A 17,251-nucleotide genomic window follows, 5' to 3' on the forward strand; every position below is an offset into this window, starting at 1 on the left:
TTCACACACGAGAATCAATCAGGTTACAGTACCGAGCGTTTATACCAGGCAGCCGCCTGCTCCACTTCCTCTCTTGTCAGCTGATGGCCACCGTCCTCCCAATGCAGGGTGACCTCAGCACCGGCTGCTTCAAGCATTTTCGCCAGTTCCTCTGTTTCTTCCGGCCGGCAGATCGGGTCATTTTTCCCCGCCCCAATAAACACAGGCAGGCCGGTTAAATCGGGAAGCTGTATGCCGCGGCGTGGCACCATCGGATGAAAAAGAGCTGCCCCTTTCACCGGCTCTTCGTAATGAAAGAGCAGGTTCGCAGCAATATCGGCCCCATTGGAATACCCAACAGCCACCACGTTCTTCCGGTCAAAGGAATGCTCTGCAGAAGCGGTGTCTATAAATTCATAAAGCTCCTCCGTCTGTTTCATTAAATCCTCTTCATCAAACACGCCTTCGGCCAGTCGTTTAAAGAATCTCGGCATGCCATTTTCCGTAATATTTCCTCGCACCCCAAGCACCGAAGCGGAATCATCTATCATTCCTGCCACCGGCAATAGATCGTTTTCCGTTCCTCCTGTCCCGTGAAGAAGCATGAATGTTGGTTTGCTCTGGTCAGTTCCCTGTTGAAAAATGTGTTTCACTGTAATCCTCCTTTATTCTGATGCATGCACCGGTTCCAGTGACGCTTCAATCTGCTCCCGCCTTGGCTCCAGCCAGTCCGGCAGCTTCAATTCCTGTCCCAGCTGTTCGAACGGCTCATCCCGGGTAAATCCCGGGGGATCAGTCGCAATCTCAAACAACAAACCGCCATGCTCCCGGAAATAGATTGCTTTGAAATAATCACGGTCCTTTACTTCCGTAGGCACGTAGCCATGGGCCGTCATATGCTGCTGCCATTCGAGCTGGTCCGCGTCATCCTGAGCCCGGAAGGCTATATGGTGCACAGTACCTGTCCCGAGTTCTCCTCTTGGAACGGGAGCCGTACTGATCTCAATGGTATTACCGACAGAGGCTTCGGTCTGGAAACGCAGATACGTCCCATCCTGTCCCACATACTTCATTCCCATCACCTGCCCGAGAAGATCAGCTGTCTGGTGAGGCGCCCCTGAATTCAGTACCGCCCCGGCAAACCCCTGAATAGCGTAAGCCTCAGGTACCGTTGAAGAACTGTTCCCGTTCAGCGGCCGCTCCGTCAGCTCTAAGCAAAGGCCGTGCGGGTCCTGAAAACGGAGACTGGCTTCGTTATACCTTTCAACGTTTTCTATTTCCACCCCGCAGGCCGTAAGGCGTTCTTTCCAGAAGGCAAGACTCCCCAAAGGCACTGCGAAAACCGTAGTGCCGACCTGGCCGCTGCCGATCCGTCCCTTACGTGCCCGGCCCCAGGGAAAAAACGTCATAATGGTCCCCGGCGAACCTTCCCTGTCACCAAAATACAGATGATACGTGCCGGGATCATCAAAATTCACAGTTTTCTTAACAAGCCTTAAACCAAGGATTTCTAAATAAAAGGCGACATTTTCTTTTGGATTTTCTACGATAGCCGTAATGTGATGAATACCAACGGTTTTTTTCCTCATATTCACCCTCCCTTCACTATTATTTCGAAACCATATATCTTTAATTCAAGATATTAACGCAAAAAAATTTATTTTTCGAGAGAGAGACCTAATTTTTTCAGCAGAGCTATAAATGTTTCTTTTTCCTGGTCATCAAGCACGCTGAACATCTCCTGAATAGCTGCCTGGTGACGGGGGAATATCTCATCCATCAAGGCAGAGCCTTCTTCTGTAATACGTACATTAATAATTCTCCGGTCTTCCGGACACCGTGTCCGGAAAAGATATTTTTTCTTTTCGAGTTTATCAATAACGTAGGTCATGCTTCCACTCGACAGTAGAATTTTTTCTCCGATGCGCTGAATGGCCTGCTCTCCTTTGTGATACAAAAGCTCAAGCACAGCAAATTCGGTAGGGTTCAAACCATGGGCCCGTATATCCTCCCGAATTTTTTCTTCTACTGCATGATTAGCTCTTGATAACACGACTAATGATTTTAAAGCGAGGTCCTGCCCGCTTATAGGGTTACTCATGCTCATCATATCCTTAATTCAATTATCTTTAATTAAAGATAATATTACACGCTGTTTTTTCATGTGTCAAGAAGGAGGAGAATATTTTAAGAAAAAGCTTTTACATTTAAGGACCAGCATAGCTTTGCTGATTAAAAAACGACCTTAGTTGTAATCATTTTTCCTTTTAAACAAATAAAACCGGCTGAAAAAGCCAGCCGGTTTATTCATTTTCTCCTTTTTCAAGCGTACCATCTAAATTAAAAACAACTCCACGCTGCTCTATCGTTGTTTGTCCCATTTCAAATAGTACTGTTCCAGCCTGCGGTGTAAGCCGGTCCTTCGTTTCGTAATTCACGTGTACGGCCCGTTCGTTATTTTTTTCCACGAAATTGATTGTGTACTGAATGTTATGACCGTCGCTGCTTTTCGTAGTGTGTGTGCCTTTTTCTGGTTTGAACGTAATTTCGGTCATTGGAAAACCTCCCTTTTCTTACGGTCTGATTCTCTTTACCCGTACAGGGCTTACGTTCAACCTTTTATTACGAAGCGATTTTCAATTTCTGACCAATACTGAGCACACCAGTATTGGAGATGCTATTATCCGCCGCAATTTTTTGGACAGTAGTATTGTATCTTCCCGCGATGCTGTACAACGTATCACCTGACTTTACGGTGTACGTAGTAGATGAGGCTGGCGGAGAGACTGTGCCTTTACCCGGGATTTTCAATACCTGACCGACCCGGATGACGTTCGAGCTCGTCGGGATGCCGTTCGCTTTTTTCAGCTCTGTCACGCTCACATCGTTGCGGTTTGCGATGCTGTACAGCGTGTCACCCGATTTCACGGTATAAGAAGCTCCTCCGGCCGATGGCGAACCCTGGATTTGCAGAAGCTCAGAGACCGTTACAAATTTGTATCCCTGCGCTTTCAGCTTGGTAATCATTTCCGGCAGTGCGGCTGGCGTGCCAGGGGCTCCTGCCCCGGTATGCATTAATACGATAGAACCCGGTTCAATATTATTCACTACTTTATTCAGCACCTGCGTTTTTGAAAGTCCTCTCCAGTCAATGGTATCGATATTCCAGTGCAGAGTATGCGTATAGCCTGCATCTCCCACTGTTTTAAGCACAGTGGAGTTGGTGGCGCCAAATGGAGCCCGGAAGATTGGCTTGGTTGATTTGCCGGTAGTGCTTTTTACAAGGGCTTCAGTATCTGCTAACTCCTTTTTCATTTTCGTAGTGGAAATGGTAGTGAAATCAGGATGGGAATATGAATGATTACCGAGCTGGTGCCCGGCAGCTGCGATATTTCGAATAGACTGCGGGTGATCCTTCGTACCAGAACCAGTTAAGAAAAACGTAGCTTTTACATTGTGGGTCGACAGTGTCTGAAGAATTTTGGAAATGTTCATACCGTCCGCGCCGTCATCAAAAGTAAGCGCCACCACCTTGCTCGAAGTGTTGCCCTTCACTACATACTTTGAAGTCGCAGCGTCCGCCTGAACCGGGAACGAGAAACAGGTAACAAGCAAAAATACTAGAATGACAGCGGCTTTAAACCACTTCATAACCATCCTGCTCACCCCATTTTTTAGTTATGCCGGTCAGCCGGCATATGTATGAGTGAACAAACATTCATTATTTCTTTTATTATACTGCAAATACAGTAATAAGTACCGTGCTTTAAGAACTATATTTTATACATATAAAGTACATTTTTTTAGAAATATCTCTTAAATTTAGAAATATAAGCAAAAAAAGCCTGGCGTACCAGGCTTTTTCTAAGTCATTACTATTTACACAGACGGGTAACCCTCTGGATTATTGTTAATCCAGCGCCAGGAATCCTCACACATATCCTCGACTCCTTTTTGAGCGGTCCATCCCAATTCATCACGTGCCTTGGCCGGGTCGGCATAACAGACAGCAATATCCCCCGGACGCCGGTCCCTTATTTCATACGGCACGTCCTTTCCGGAAGCTTTTTCGAAGGCCTCCACCAATTCCAGTACACTGTAGCCCTGGCCGGTGCCAAGGTTAAACTCTCCAATACCCGGCCCTTCCATCGATTTATGCAGGGCGCTTAAATGACCCTTCGCAAGGTCTACAACGTGAATGTAGTCCCGCACTCCTGTGCCGTCTTTTGTCGGATAATCATCGCCGAATACATTCAGCTGCGGGAGCTTCCCTACCGCCACCTGCGTTATATAGGGCATCAGGTTGTTCGGGATACCGTTTGGAGACTCTCCAATGCGTCCACTTGGGTGTGCGCCAATAGGATTAAAATACCGTAGAATGGAAATACTCCATTCGTGATCGGACACGTAAAGATCCCGGAGAATATCTTCAATCATCAGTTTTGAATTGCCATAGGGGTTCGTTGCCTGCAGCTCAAAGTCCTCCGTAATTGGATTTGTTTTCGGTGTGCCGTACACGGTAGCCGAAGAGGAAAAAATCATCTTTTTGACATCATATTTTTTCATTGCTTCCAAAAGAATAATACTGCCTGTAATATTGTTATGATAGTATTTGAGCGGAACTTCCACAGACTCTCCGACTGCCTTTAGCCCTGCCAGATGAATGACTGCTTCAATATTAAATTTTTCAAATATGCTCTCCATTCCTTCGCGGTCCAGCAGATCCACATCGAAATATTCAAGATTTTTTCCTGTGATTTCCTCCACCCGTTCCAGGGAAACAGAGCGACTGTTGGAAAAATTATCAATAACTATTACTTCGTGACCTTCCTCCAATAGTTCTACACAAATATGGCTTCCTATATACCCCGCACCGCCGGTTACTAGAATCATCGCTGATCTCCCCCAAAATTTGGTTATTTATTATTTTCAAACTACATCATTTTCTTTCTAATAACAATACTATTATCTGTAAAACTCTTTACTGCTTGGTTTTTCTGCTCTATTCCCAGACATTATACCCGCGCGGGGAATGAAAATGGCAGAACCCTTTAGATTCTGCGTACTGCCGGCTTTCTTTCTCTTCACGCCCCGAGACCGTCAGTACCTGAATTTTGTGTTTTTTCCGCAGCTTTTTTAATTCGGCAATTTTCTGCTGCGCCCATTCATCCCCTGCAATTGCTGAATACTCGAATCCTTCCCACATAATACCGTTTACGTACGGATACGTAGTGGTTCTGAGTGTGTCAAAACCCCAGTTCTGAATAATGGCCAGCTGTGAATGCTTTTCTTTAATACTCCGCATAAATGAAGCCATTGCCGCGCGCTGTTCCCGCAGTATTTCAGATTCGTTTTCATGCTCGTCATCAATGTTTCCCACCGTGTCTAAAAATACACCGTCAAACCCTTTGCCGTGAACCTGCTTTGTGACTTCATTCAAAAGGACCTGCCGGTAATGCTCCTCGTCCATGTTCATAAGGTAGGAATCCCACTGTTTATAATATACACGGCTTCCGAGACGGTGAAAAAAATCTTTTTCCTCCATCTGTGTATACAAAGCCTCATTCCAACGGTCCGCTTCCATTGCATTAATATAACCGTAAACTTTCGTTCCCGCCCGTTGAATGGTCTTCACCTGCTGTCTGGAATAATAAACCGGTTCAATGATTACCACATCATAATTTTTCATTTCCCTGAGTATGTTTTTATTTGGGGAATCGTAAAAAATTTTGTAATTTTTCATTTTCGCCAGCGGGAAAGTGCCGTGAGAAGCGGTTTTTGCTTTCATTAGAAAAGGCTCATAAAAAAATAGTGAAAAATTTGTAACAAAAATCATTTTTTGTGAGATAATACCCATAACGCTCCTCCTTATAGATAATAAATAAGCTTTGAAGCACAGAATTAGGACCGGTCCTTTTTAAGTGCAGGGATTTATGAACCATGTCATTGCGCCCTCATTGTCACGTTTTCAATTTTTTTGTAAGTATAAAGTTTCATTAACCTTACTCTGATGGTGCGGCAATAGCAATACGGTACATAAATCTAATATAACTTTTTGAAGAGGTGATGGGATGATTTACACGCAGAAAAATGTGTGGAGAAAAGTTGTGGAGCTGCTCGTTGTCGTTCTTGTACTGGGGATCATCGACCAGGTATTCCAGCTGGGAATGCTTGATTGGACACTTAATCCATTTTTGTTTGTTGTTTTGTTTTTCTCTCTGCGATACGGCATTAATATTGCCATCCTGAGTTTTTTCACTATCCTTGTGTATCACGTTATTGCCACATTTACAGCAGGGGATGATCTGTTCCTTCTGTTTTATGACACCGGAGACTACCTTTATTTATTGTTTTCCCTGCTTCTCGCTGTTATATGCGGCCTCTACAGCTCGTCCTACCGGGAACGCTATGAAAGCCTTACGTATACCCAGGATGAATTGAAGGATGATAATAAAGAACTGACCAGAACCATTAAAGAACTCGAGGATTCCCAACGGGTTATGCAGGAAAAAGTACTGGACTCCGAGCATACTCTTGCCCAGATTTACCAGGTCGGCATTAAGCTGGACCAGCCAACGCCGGAGCTTGTGCGAAATGAGGCGATCGCAATTATCGCAGATTTATTTAAAGCTAATGACATTGCAATTTATCACGTAGATTCGTCGAAAAGATCTCTTCGGCTGAGAGTGCGCCAGGGAAGCTCGCAGACACTGCCGCAAACCGTATTTTTAAGCGAAGAAGCATCCTTTTACCAGCGTTTGTTTACGGAAAAGGCAATCACGCTGCGAAACGTCAAAGACGAAAAAAATGCCCCGGTAATTGCAGGGCCTATCGTTTATAACGAAGAAATCCAGGAAGTACTGATTATCGATCAGCTCGATTTCTCCCGTCTTACTACTCATGAAATCCAAATCATGTCCTTTGTGCTCGACTGGATTTCCAACCGTATTGAAAAAGCACGTGAATGGCAGGCCAAGGATGAAGAGAAGCAAATGCTTCCCGGAACAAATGTCTACTATAAAGATACCTTCGATGCTCATGTGGCCCAGCAGGACGTGCGCCAGGAAGAATACGGTGTTCCCTACAGCACAGTAGCCATTCAGTTTGACCGCTTTGAGGGAATGTCTGTTGCTGAAGCTGAAGTTATTTTGCGGACCTACCTGCGTGAAATAGATGTTATCGGCTTTGATGCCAGACAGAGTATTCTCTACTTCCTCCTGCCCGGCACCGATGCCGAAAACGCCCAGGTGGTCGAAAAACGAATTAAAAAAGCCTTAAAAGAAAAAGGAGGCACTCATGCTGGGTAATCTTATACAGCCAACGATACTCGTTATTCTTTTTTACATCGTTCATGCCTGTATTTTATTTGCTGCGGCGAAGGCCGCGAAAAAAAGAATGCATCCGGAGCAATACGGAGCTGTTATCTGGATCGTGCTGATCAGCTGCTTTCTTCCCCTGATCGGGGAAGCTTTTGGTCTCCTTGCCTGGTGGGCTTCGAGACGGGTAGATTCAAACAAAATTGTCTCTGACTATACAGAATATGTGAAGTTTCAGCCGATTAACCTGGAGCATCTGCGTTATGAAGCCAAAGATAATAAAAACCTCACGCCCTTGACGGAGGCATTTACAAATGAAAATCAGCCGGACCGTAAAAGCTTAATGCTGAAGCTGATTAACTCCAACATCTCGGACAAGGGAAAGTATTTGAACCTCGGACTCAACAATGATGATTCGGAAACCGTTCATTACGCTGCCACAACAATGAACCTGCTTGTCGACCGCTATGAAAAAAGTCTTGATACAGCAAAAAACGAGCATGAGCAATTTCATAGCGAAGAAACTCTCAGCAGATTGATTGACGTGTACCGGGGCTATCTCGACAGCCGCCTGCTTGACGATCATTCTCAGGAGCACCTCCGCTACGTCTTTCTCCAATTCCTAGAGCAGGCAGCTAAAGATTTTCCGGATTATATGGAGGTCTTTAACCAGCTTGGAGATATTTATCTGCAGCTTCATTCCCCAACACAGGCCGTCAACACATATATGTATATGCTTCAGGCATTTCCGCATGAAGCCGACGGTTATTTAAACCTGATTGAATACTACTATAATCAAAAAGACTGGACAGAAATAGAGCATGTCCTTTCCCAAATGCATGAAAACGTTGCTGCTGAAAAGATACCGGAAAAACGTCAGTATGTCGTCCGGCAGATGGGAGGGGCCGTTTGATGAGAAAGCAGATGATGAAGTCAACGATCGGGCTCTTTGTTGTGATTATAAGTATCCTTCTTGTTCTCCAGTTTATCAGGCTCGAGCGTTTTCAGCTGTGGCTTCCGCACCTGGCCTCAAATACCGCGGAGGAGACGGAAACAATGAATGCAGGCAATGAGGAAACGGCGGGAGAAGAAATGAATGTCTACGTGCACAAAAACGACAGCGACCTCTCTAAAAATACATTAAATAACTTTGAGTACGCTCTCGATTATGCCAAGGTACCTTATACCGAAATTTCTCAGGATGAAATTGCAGACCTTGAGCCTTCTCCTTATAATGTGCTTGTACTTGCCGGCGAACACGGAGAAGAATGGCCATTTGAAGAGATAGAGTCATTTGTCGAAGGGGGCGGACGGCTTTATATTGGTGCCCGCTTTATTGACACAAGATACAATGAAATGCTTGGTATCGATGACGTAAATGATTTCAGCAACCGCCAGGGACTGACATTTGAGCAGGAGCTTTTTCCAGGGTATACCGATCTTGATAGTGATTCCCCTCTCTTTTCCCACAGCATCGCCAATATAACATTGCGTGAAGAAGCGGAGCCTTATTTATCGGTCGAAGGTGACCCGTTAATGTGGGCGAATGAGTACGGCGAAGGGAAGACGCTTTTTTGGAACACTACTGCCATGGAGATGAAAAATGCCCGCGGCATGCTGCTCCAGTCGCTATCTATTCTTCCGCCTGCTTTTGCAAGCAGTCAGGCCGATATTAAGATGACCCATATTGATGACTTCCCCGCGCCCGCACCGTCAGAGGAAGATGAACAAATTGCCAATCAATACGGCATGTCTGTGGAAGACTTTTACGCCGATATCTGGTGGGAGGATATGAAGCAAATTGGCATGGATCATGACCTTACGTATACCGGGTTAATTATCGGAACGTATCAGGATACCATGGACCTCACAGCCGAAGAGCTTATTGAGAGTGACCGCTTTCCCCTTCTTTTCTTTGGCAGAAATGTTTACCGCCATGACGGGGAGATCGGGCTTCACGGGTACAATCACCAGCCGCTTGTAACCGAAGACGAACCAATGGATCCCGAGCTTTTATACCGTCCGTGGGAGAGTAAGGCACAAATGAAGGAATCACTGACGCGGGTGGAGGAAGTCTTTCAGCATTACTATCCTGAAGAGGAATTTAAAACGTACGTGCCGCCCTCCAACGTATTAAACAGAACTGGGATTGAAGCAATCCACGAAGCACTCCCAAGCATCAACACGATTGCTTCTCTTTATACCGGCGAAGGCGAAGGAAGCTTTATTCAGGAATTTGAAGAAGATGAAAAATATCCATCGATTTACCATTTTCCACGCGTCTCCAGCGGATATTGGGAAAATGCTGACTCTCAGTTTATTCAGGCAGATGCAATTGCAAACTTCGGGGTATTCTCTCACTTTATTCACCCGGATGATGTGCTTGACCCGGATCGTGCCTACGGGGAAGGCTGGGAGGATATGAAAGCCCAATTTGAAGATATGGCTGTTTTTGTCGAAGACACTTATCCACATCTCGACAGCATGACCCAGGCACAGGCAACAGAACGGATGAAAAGCTATCAGCAGTCAAGCATTGACGTTACGTACCAGGAGGATCGGATTATGATTCAGGGTGAGAATCTGCTTGAGCCTTCCACCATGATGCTTCGTGTTGAAAAAGGCACCTCCATTGAAACAGGGAGCTTTGACTTTGGCTCCATTGAAGCCTACGGCGATTCCGGGACCCTGTATCGTCTCACCCTCGAAGAACCGCAGGCTGAAATTCCATTAAAGGATGATGCGTCATGAGAATAGGCATGGTTGTAGAAGGAAGCTATCCGTACGTCAGCGGCGGGGTGGCCAGCTGGGTACAGATGCTCGTAAAACAGATGCCCGAGCATGAATTCGTCATCATCGCTATTACTCCGGAGCCGATCTTTCCGGAGGATTACCGCTATGAGCTGCCGGCCAATATTTCGCAGGTTCTGAATCTTCCTCTTAATATGCAGCAGCCGAGGCGCCAGCGGAATTTTCATTTAACGCCGGAGGACGAAGAAGCAATTACCGAATGGATGATGTTTGATTCCGTCCGTTCGGACGCTCTTCTCGCTCTCGGACAAAAGCTCGGGGGCACAGAGAACTTTTTCTCCAGCGGCCTGTTCTGGGAAATTGTGCAGCAGAGCTACGAAAAGGAACAGCAGTCCGGTTCGTTTATCGACTATTTCTGGATGTGGCGTGGCATGTTTGCGCCCGTAATCGAACTGCTTCAATTTTCATTTCCGGAGCTTGATATTGTGCATTCAGCCTCGACAGGCTATGCCGGCATGGTAGCTGCAGCTATTAAAAAACAGCAGGAAATTCCCTATCTTCTGACCGAGCATGGCATTTATTCCCGGGAGCGCGAGGAAGAAATTCTTCAGGCTGACTGGATCCCGGATTACTACAAACAGCGCTGGATCACGTTTTTCCACCATCTTTCCCGACAGGCATACAAAGAGGCGGATGATGTAATCACCCTGTTTGCCCGCAACGGCGAATTGCAGGAGGATATTGGGGCTGATCCGGCTAAGATTGAAATCATTCCAAATGGAATTGACTACTCCCGCTTATCGCTTGTAGAAAAAGATAAGCATCATCGATCCTACGTTCATATCGGAGCCATCGTGCGCGTTGTTCCTATTAAAGACATCAAGACGATGATTCATGCCGGTAACATCTTAAAAAGCCGGTCTGTTCCTTTTAAACTCACTATTATGGGGCCTCTGGATGAAGATCTCGAGTATGCCGGGGAGTGCCGGCGTCTCGTTGACCAGCTTGGACTCCAGGACCACGTTTTTCTAGTCGGAAAAGTAAACATTACCGATTACCTGCCAACCTTTGATGTATGTCTGCTGACAAGTATTTCTGAAGGACAGCCACTGGCCGTTCTTGAAGGCATGGCAGCAGGCCTCCCGTTTATCGCTACAAATGTAGGCTCCTGCTCCGAGCTGATTCACGGCCGGGAAGGCGATCCATACGGCCCGGCCGGCTTTGTTGTTCCTCCGGTGAATCCCGATCAGGTCGCCCAGCGATGTGAATGGATTTATCAGCACCCGGAAGAGGCCGAAAAGTTCGGCCGCAACGGGCAGAACCGGGTCGAAGCGTATTACCAGATTCATCAGTTTATTCAGGAGTACACAGAACGTTATCACCAAAGGGGGCTCGAATATGGCCGGCATAGGGTTTAAACTCCAGCAGTTGTTTCAGGAAGATTATTTTTCCTCCAGGATGAAAGCCTATGCTTTTGCCGGTCTCGTCACCGCAGGACCATGGATTGTCGTTATCGCCACGATTGCGATGATCCAATGGTTTTCCATGGTTTTTCTGCCTGTGACGCTGCAGGAAAGGGAGCTTTTCAACTTATCGATTTCCTATTCGTTTATATTTTCCCAGGTGCTGTTTGGTATCCAGCAGCTGGTAGTTACGCGGTATGTCGCGGATCTGTTTTATGAGAAAAAGACAAATAAAGTCTTTCCAACCTTTCTCGGAATGACAAAAGCGACTCTGCTTCTCGCGGTTACTGCCTGGCTCATCTTTATATGGATCAGCTCTCTTCCATTTTTGTATGAGCTTTTGCTCCTCGTGTTGTTTGTAACCATTAACTTAATCTGGGTGCTGTTTTTGTTCTTAAGTGCCGCAAAGTTTTATCAGGCGGTCGCCTACAGCTTTTTGTCCGGAGCAGTAATTGCGGTGGGCATGGTATTTCTCCTTGGCCGCTCTGCAGAAGCTTTTACGTTCATTCCGCACGCTACAAGCTTTATGCTTGTACTCGGATTTACGAGCGGCATGGTTATCACCTTGTTTGGGCTGCTGTTTTCGATGCTGATCACGTTTCCTCTTCATACATCTGACAGCCAGTTTCAATACATCAGCTATTTCGACAAATACCCGACCTTGTTCTGGACCGGATTTTTGTACAATGTCGGTATCTGGGTGTGTAACTGGATTATCTGGTTCGGGGAAGGAAGATCAATTCTTCTCGACTCGTTCGTCTATAACCGGGTGTATGATACCGCGATCTTCTGGTCGTATCTGACTATTATTCCTACCCTGATTATCTTTGTCGTATCGGTGGAGACCCGCTTTTACGAGCGGTATCGTTCATTTTACGGCTATATCAACCAGGGAGGGACGCTTCAGCAGATAAAAACGTCGAAGGAATCTATGCAGTACGTCTTAAAGCAGGAGCTTGAACGGCTCGTTCGCAGCCAGGGCCTGATTTCGATTGTGATCATTTTATCGATTGGCTACGTTACTACGTTTGTCCCTATCGAGGATGACATCATTTCGATTTTCCGTTTTACGACGGTCGGGGCGTTTTCAAACGCGATGGTTCTTGTGCTGACGCTGATCCTTCTCTATTTTGAAGACCGTCGTGGTGCGATGATTACTTCCATCCTGTTTTTCTCTTTAAATGCGGTGCTTACCTTCCTGCTGCTTCCTTTTGGATTTAACGGCTACGGATTAAGCTTTGCTCTCGGATCGAGCGGAGCACTGCTGTTTGCTCTGCTCCGTCTCACGTACTTTATTGAAAAAGTTGATTACTTTGCTTTTTGCAACCCGAATAATCTTGAACGTCCAAATCCTCCGACCTTATTTACTAAATTGAGTCAGTGGATGAACAAACGCACTATCCTTTAAAAGCATAAGAAAGGCCGGACAGATAAACTGCTATCCGTCCGGCCTTATTTTTATTCAATAACATCACGTGCGGGTGAGTTCCGGGACAATTCAAAGTTGTAATTAGAGGCGTTTTTATACTGCGGATTCACATAACGGGAATCGTTATCACTGCCAATCAGGGACTGAAATTCATTAAGCGTCGAGGCCTGCTCGTTTTCCCAGATCCAGATGCCTTCCTTGCCCTTCTCCCGGTGATACACATTGTGGTCAAATTCGTTATCCGTATTATCTTCAAAGTAATTAGCCACAAACACCCGGGAGCTTCCTGCTGTTAATATATTGTTTTCAATCCTGTTGTTTTCAGTATCATTCTGCAGCAGCAACTGTCCTCCGTCCAAATCGTTTGTATCATTACGGTATATAATGTTTTCTGTAATCGTACTGTCTTTCGTCCCGCCTCTTTTTTCGTCATACCCGCCGATGGAGATACCGGTAAAATTGTTTTCATAGACGGTGTTTCCGGTAATCCGGATATTTTCCGCCTGTTCCCCGTCCTGCTCCGAGGTTGCTTCAATACCCAGGTCATTCCTGTATACCGTATTGTTCTGAATATCAATGTCGCTGCCGCCGTCTACATAGATGCCCCCCGCGGCATAAACATCCCCCTCGCCATACGCAGGATTACCATACGAAGAGTTGTCGTAGACGGTATTGTTTTCCACTATTCCATTCCGTGTGTAATCAAGATCCGGGTCGTCTCCAATATCCTCGTAGCCGATCATATCAATTCCAATGTTATCGTTATGGCGTACTGTATTCGAAGCAATCGTAAAATCTTCTACATTTCCATTTAACACGACCGCTTCGCTTGATCCGAGTATAAGATTTTCCACCGTATTGTTAATAATTTCGACATTGGTTATTGATTCCCGGCCGTATACTGCAATACCGTGAGCGTTCCCACTGTCTGCGTTTGTTTCGATACCGCGGATATGATTGTTATCGAGCGTAATTCCTTCGGCGCTGTCATGAACGAAAATACCTACTGGTGTTTCGTTGCTAATTTCTGTCGATAAATTCTGGATGGTGAATCCACGAATGGTGATATGATTCTGGTTTTCTATGCGGATCATTGCTGTTATACCTGCTTCATCTTCCATTTCTTCCCCGCTTAAAATTACTTCCTCGTCTTCATATGCTTCAAACGTAACCGGATTCAAGGCGCTGCCGCTTTGTGATACCTCCAGCGGTTCTTCGTACGTGCCCCCTCTGACATATACGATTGTTCCAGGCTCCGCCTGTTCAGAAGCTGCGTTCAACGTCTGCAGCGGGGCCGATCTGCTGCCGTCATTACTGTCGTCCCCGTCCGTCGCTACATAAAGACAGGAGCTCACGGCTGCCTGGGTGCATTCCGAAAAGATTAATACTCCGGCTGTAATGCCTCCTGCAATAAGAAGCGTCAGGGCGATCCATAGTTTTTTCATTTAATCTGCTCACTTTTTGTCGAAGTTACCCTGAATGTTCTGCACAGGGATGATACTGTTATTTATTATACGTCATAACAAGAGGTAAGTCCTACTCCCTGCCTGAATTTTATTTTTTACAGGAACGGCCCCTCTATCTTTATTTATTATACTCCCTTTTTTCATTCTGGACCGCTTTTAATAAAAGAACTCTCCAGCTTTTTAAGCTGAAGAGCTATTATTAGGTTTCCACCACTTCGTGTATTGTGGTACGATTCCGCCCTTTTTGCTTCGCATTATATAACGCCCGGTCCGCCTGATTAATTACCTCTTCAATGTCTTTGCCTTCTTCCCATTTCGCTATTCCGATCGAGACTGTTACCAGAACTAATTCCCCGCAGTGGTGCAGGACATTGATATTCATCTCCTCCTTCACAGTCTCCGCCAGCCTTTCCGCCTCTTGTGCACCTGAAACTTCTGCCGCTGCCAAAAATTCTTCCCCGCCCCATCGTGAAACAAAATCTTTATTCTTCAGATTTGCAGCAATAACCTCCGAAACATGCATGATAGCTGCGTCTCCAACCGCATGCCCGTATTGGTCATTAATCGCTTTAAAATAGTCGATATCAATCATCATAATATAGAAGGGAGTATTCATTTCCATTTTTTCAGACATAAGTTCATACCTTTTCCGTCTTGTAAAAAGCCCTGTGAGTGCATCCGTTGCGGCCATATGTTCAAGCTGCCGGTTCATTTGATGAAGGTTCTGTATCATTTGATCGAAATTATTACGAAAAATCGATCCGAGCAGCGCTATAATGCAAAGCGCCCCTATCATATTCGCTTCGGGAAAAACAAAAGCCGCAATATCATTTTCCAGAGGGGGTATGTTTACAGTCAGTCTATAAACCCCCATATATAAAATTATAATAATTACAAAAGCCGTCGCCTTCACCCTGCGGATTTGAGGAAAAAAGAACAGTACATAGGCAGTAACAATCATATAGTAATGAAATCCCGTCTCCCATCCAAGCACTATCGTCGCAACCGCAGCATGAGCCATGATCTCTGTAAGCACAAGGAAAAAGCACGTTACATATTTCCTTTTTTTCATCAAATAGTAGGCTATCACATATACAAGGCAGCTAATCACATTCACAGCAGCCATCGTTTCGAATTGCAGCCACCAAAACCCTGCGAGCCAAACCATATGAATGATAAAGGCAATGTCTACACCGTACTTGATTGTCGTATGGTATAACTGCACTTCTTTATCTTGTCCACTCATACGCCAGCCCTCCCTCAACCGCAAAACTTGCGACGGCACAGTTTTTGTCCAGTAATAAAAAATATAGTTAGTTTTTACTCTTCAAATATATAGTTCTTTAGTCTTGCTTTATCATCATTATTACCCTCTTGTCTTCAAATTCATTCATTTATTATGAAAATTTTTCAGACTCAGCCATATAAAAAAACGCTTTTTCAAAAGGCTTGCTTTTAGGCTCCTGCTATATGTAAAAAAATGCCGGCTTTTCCGCCGGCACCGTTGGTTTTTCTTTATGCGAAGCTTTCCTTCAGCCATTCAAGAAAGAGCTCGTAATCCTCTTCCACCCGCTTTTTGTAAAATCTTGACCATGTAACCATTTCCTCAATAAAAATTTCTTCGTCATCTCCAATGGCTTTTAATATTTCATTCTCGCTGTGATAATCAAGCAGTCCCTGAGCAATATCAACATCCGCCCGGGCATGAACCTTTGCTGATATTTTCCCCATTGTTTTCACCGTTCGGTGCATTCGTTTCGGCTTTTCCAAATGCTTGCTTTTTAAATCTTTGTCGTACGGGGACCGCTCCCGCACGTAGTAGTCGCGGTGTTGAAGCGTAAAGTAGCCTAAATAAGGGTCAGCCAGATGATGCATCGCCCGCTGGGTTTTGATCACCCGCTTGCCCTGATGCTTATTTGTCGTCCAAAACATTTCTTCATAGGGAAAAAAGTAAGCCGGGATCGGTGTCCGCGCTTCCTTTGCTTCCAGAATAATGTGATCCTCTCCGCCTTCAATTAAAATGTAAAAACGCTTCAGGCCGGTGGAGCCAATGCCGGCTCCTGTCTTTTTTACTATGTCCTTGATTTCATAATGTTCCTCGCTCTGGTAGCTTTCCTCTGCTAGGCTGCCCAAATACTGATCCCAGATTTTTATTATTTCCCGGTACTCATTGTCAGTCACTGAATCGAGTTTTGATTTTTCCCTCTCAAATATATGGTCGCCGCTCTCATTAACGAAAGTCTGCTTGTCGAGCTCGTGGGTAGCTTTTCGGTCCTCAAGCTTTTCGAGCGTTTTTTTGATCGGCTGCTTTGTATTTTTGGAAGTGAACTGCGTTTCGACCGGATCCTCTTTGCCTTTTTTGAATTTTTTCAGGCGCTTATAGTACGCATTTAAATACGTCCTCACGAAAGCATCCCGCTCCTCATCATTAAATCCCTGCTGCAGCGCAAACAATCGGATGCTTACCACCATTCGGAGTACGTCGTACAGATAAGAACCAAGATAGCCTTCGTCAAAATCATCTACATCAAAAACAATTTCTCCGTTCTCATTCTGAAAGCTGCTGAAGTTCTCCATATGCATATCGCCCATAATCCAGGTCGGCCTGTCTTCTGGTGTATGATGCCGGAATGGAATATTGACTACATCATAGTAAAACAAATACGCGCTTCCACGGAAAAAGCTGTAGGGGTCCTGCTTCATCTTGACGTATTTCGCCTTGCGACGGGTTTTACTCAGGTTCATCAGCCGGTCATCGAATTGCTCAAGAATGGTTGCGAGCGTCTGCTTACGCAGGTATCTTTTTGTCGTGTAAAAATCCAGTTCTTTATTTGGTTCCGCCAAAAA

At 45.4% G+C, this 17,251-nt stretch carries 15 protein-coding genes; 5 read left to right on the forward strand and 10 right to left on the reverse strand.

What is annotated here, in order from left to right:
* Positions 1-23: 23 nt before the first annotated feature.
* The 7 genes from ACTTK7_RS00965 to ACTTK7_RS00995 all read right to left on the reverse strand — a co-directional run bounded on the left by ACTTK7_RS00965 (position 24) and on the right by ACTTK7_RS00995 (position 5,767).
* Positions 24-632 (reverse strand): alpha/beta hydrolase, encoded by a 609-nt coding sequence (locus ACTTK7_RS00965; protein WP_462865085.1) that lies wholly within the window; start codon positions 630-632, stop codon positions 24-26.
* A 12-nt stretch (positions 633-644) separates the two neighbouring features.
* A complete protein-coding gene (locus ACTTK7_RS00970; protein ID WP_462865087.1) occupies positions 645-1,568 on the reverse strand; it encodes a ring-cleaving dioxygenase in 924 nt (307 codons plus the stop codon).
* Between the two features lie 68 nt (positions 1,569-1,636).
* Positions 1,637-2,086, reverse strand: a complete 450-nt coding sequence (locus ACTTK7_RS00975; RefSeq protein WP_462865089.1) for a MarR family winged helix-turn-helix transcriptional regulator — start codon at positions 2,084-2,086, stop codon at positions 1,637-1,639.
* A 196-nt stretch (positions 2,087-2,282) separates the two neighbouring features.
* Positions 2,283-2,534 (reverse strand): hypothetical protein, encoded by a 252-nt coding sequence (locus ACTTK7_RS00980; RefSeq protein WP_462865091.1) that lies wholly within the window; start codon positions 2,532-2,534, stop codon positions 2,283-2,285.
* Positions 2,535-2,601: 67 nt separating this feature from the next.
* On the reverse strand, positions 2,602-3,630 hold the full coding sequence (locus ACTTK7_RS00985; RefSeq protein ID WP_462865092.1) for a polysaccharide deacetylase family protein: 1,029 nt from the start codon (positions 3,628-3,630) through the stop codon (positions 2,602-2,604).
* A 228-nt stretch (positions 3,631-3,858) separates the two neighbouring features.
* A complete protein-coding gene (gene galE / locus ACTTK7_RS00990) occupies positions 3,859-4,872 on the reverse strand; it encodes a UDP-glucose 4-epimerase GalE (RefSeq protein WP_462865093.1) in 1,014 nt (337 codons plus the stop codon).
* 109 nt (positions 4,873-4,981) lie between these two features.
* Positions 4,982-5,767, reverse strand: coding sequence for a putative glycoside hydrolase (locus ACTTK7_RS00995; RefSeq protein WP_462865095.1), 786 nt, complete (start codon positions 5,765-5,767; stop codon positions 4,982-4,984).
* Between the two features lie 283 nt (positions 5,768-6,050).
* Here ACTTK7_RS00995 and ACTTK7_RS01000 point away from each other — a divergent pair, with 283 nt between their 5' ends.
* The 5 genes from ACTTK7_RS01000 to pelG are packed head-to-tail and all read left to right on the forward strand — an operon-like array spanning position 6,051 to position 12,917.
* Positions 6,051-7,286, forward strand: coding sequence for a hypothetical protein (locus tag ACTTK7_RS01000; protein WP_462865097.1), 1,236 nt, complete (start codon positions 6,051-6,053; stop codon positions 7,284-7,286).
* Positions 7,276-8,208, forward strand: coding sequence for a tetratricopeptide repeat protein (locus tag ACTTK7_RS01005; RefSeq protein WP_462865098.1), 933 nt, complete (start codon positions 7,276-7,278; stop codon positions 8,206-8,208). The genes ACTTK7_RS01000 and ACTTK7_RS01005 overlap by 11 nt, the downstream gene beginning before the upstream one ends.
* Entirely contained in the window at positions 8,208-10,046 is a 1,839-nt protein-coding gene (locus ACTTK7_RS01010) for a DUF2194 domain-containing protein (protein WP_462865100.1), read from the forward strand. The genes ACTTK7_RS01005 and ACTTK7_RS01010 overlap by 1 nt, the downstream gene beginning before the upstream one ends.
* A complete protein-coding gene (pelF, locus tag ACTTK7_RS01015) occupies positions 10,043-11,464 on the forward strand; it encodes a GT4 family glycosyltransferase PelF (protein ID WP_462865101.1) in 1,422 nt (473 codons plus the stop codon). The genes ACTTK7_RS01010 and pelF overlap by 4 nt, the downstream gene beginning before the upstream one ends.
* On the forward strand, positions 11,445-12,917 hold the full coding sequence (pelG, locus tag ACTTK7_RS01020; RefSeq protein WP_462865103.1) for an exopolysaccharide Pel transporter PelG: 1,473 nt from the start codon (positions 11,445-11,447) through the stop codon (positions 12,915-12,917). The genes pelF and pelG overlap by 20 nt, the downstream gene beginning before the upstream one ends.
* A gap of 50 nt (positions 12,918-12,967) precedes the next feature.
* On the opposite strand, the gene ACTTK7_RS01025 is transcribed toward pelG, so the two are convergent.
* The 3 genes from ACTTK7_RS01025 to ACTTK7_RS01035 all read right to left on the reverse strand — a co-directional run bounded on the left by ACTTK7_RS01025 (position 12,968) and on the right by ACTTK7_RS01035 (position 17,248).
* Complete coding sequence (locus ACTTK7_RS01025; RefSeq protein WP_462865105.1) at positions 12,968-14,383, reverse strand: right-handed parallel beta-helix repeat-containing protein; 1,416 nt, start codon at positions 14,381-14,383, stop codon at positions 12,968-12,970.
* Between the two features lie 220 nt (positions 14,384-14,603).
* Positions 14,604-15,650, reverse strand: a complete 1,047-nt coding sequence (locus tag ACTTK7_RS01030; protein WP_462865107.1) for a GGDEF domain-containing protein — start codon at positions 15,648-15,650, stop codon at positions 14,604-14,606.
* Positions 15,651-15,919: 269 nt separating this feature from the next.
* A complete protein-coding gene (locus ACTTK7_RS01035; protein WP_462865109.1) occupies positions 15,920-17,248 on the reverse strand; it encodes a DUF2252 domain-containing protein in 1,329 nt (442 codons plus the stop codon).
* Positions 17,249-17,251 lie beyond the last annotated feature (3 nt).

The organism is Marinococcus tarijensis, from assembly GCF_054971385.1.

Bases quoted from the DNA above. Each gene is read 5' to 3' on its own strand.
- ACTTK7_RS01005 (WP_462865098.1), top strand. From the start codon at position 7,276: ATGCTGGGTAATCTTATACAGCCAACGATACTCGTTATTCTTTTTTAC.
- ACTTK7_RS01000 (WP_462865097.1), top strand. From the start codon at position 6,051: ATGATTTACACGCAGAAAAATGTGTGGAGAAAAGTTGTGGAGCTGCTC.
- ACTTK7_RS01010 (WP_462865100.1), top strand. From the start codon at position 8,208: ATGAGAAAGCAGATGATGAAGTCAACGATCGGGCTCTTTGTTGTGATT.
- ACTTK7_RS00970 (WP_462865087.1), bottom strand. From the start codon at position 1,568: ATGAGGAAAAAAACCGTTGGTATTCATCACATTACGGCTATCGTAGAA.
- pelF (WP_462865101.1), top strand. From the start codon at position 10,043: ATGAGAATAGGCATGGTTGTAGAAGGAAGCTATCCGTACGTCAGCGGC.
- pelG (WP_462865103.1), top strand. From the start codon at position 11,445: ATGGCCGGCATAGGGTTTAAACTCCAGCAGTTGTTTCAGGAAGATTAT.
- ACTTK7_RS01025 (WP_462865105.1), bottom strand. From the start codon at position 14,383: ATGAAAAAACTATGGATCGCCCTGACGCTTCTTATTGCAGGAGGCATT.
- galE (WP_462865093.1), bottom strand. From the start codon at position 4,872: ATGATTCTAGTAACCGGCGGTGCGGGGTATATAGGAAGCCATATTTGT.
- ACTTK7_RS00995 (WP_462865095.1), bottom strand. From the start codon at position 5,767: ATGAAAGCAAAAACCGCTTCTCACGGCACTTTCCCGCTGGCGAAAATG.
- ACTTK7_RS01030 (WP_462865107.1), bottom strand. From the start codon at position 15,650: ATGAGTGGACAAGATAAAGAAGTGCAGTTATACCATACGACAATCAAG.
- ACTTK7_RS00980 (WP_462865091.1), bottom strand. From the start codon at position 2,534: ATGACCGAAATTACGTTCAAACCAGAAAAAGGCACACACACTACGAAA.
- ACTTK7_RS00975 (WP_462865089.1), bottom strand. From the start codon at position 2,086: ATGAGCATGAGTAACCCTATAAGCGGGCAGGACCTCGCTTTAAAATCA.
- ACTTK7_RS00985 (WP_462865092.1), bottom strand. From the start codon at position 3,630: ATGAAGTGGTTTAAAGCCGCTGTCATTCTAGTATTTTTGCTTGTTACC.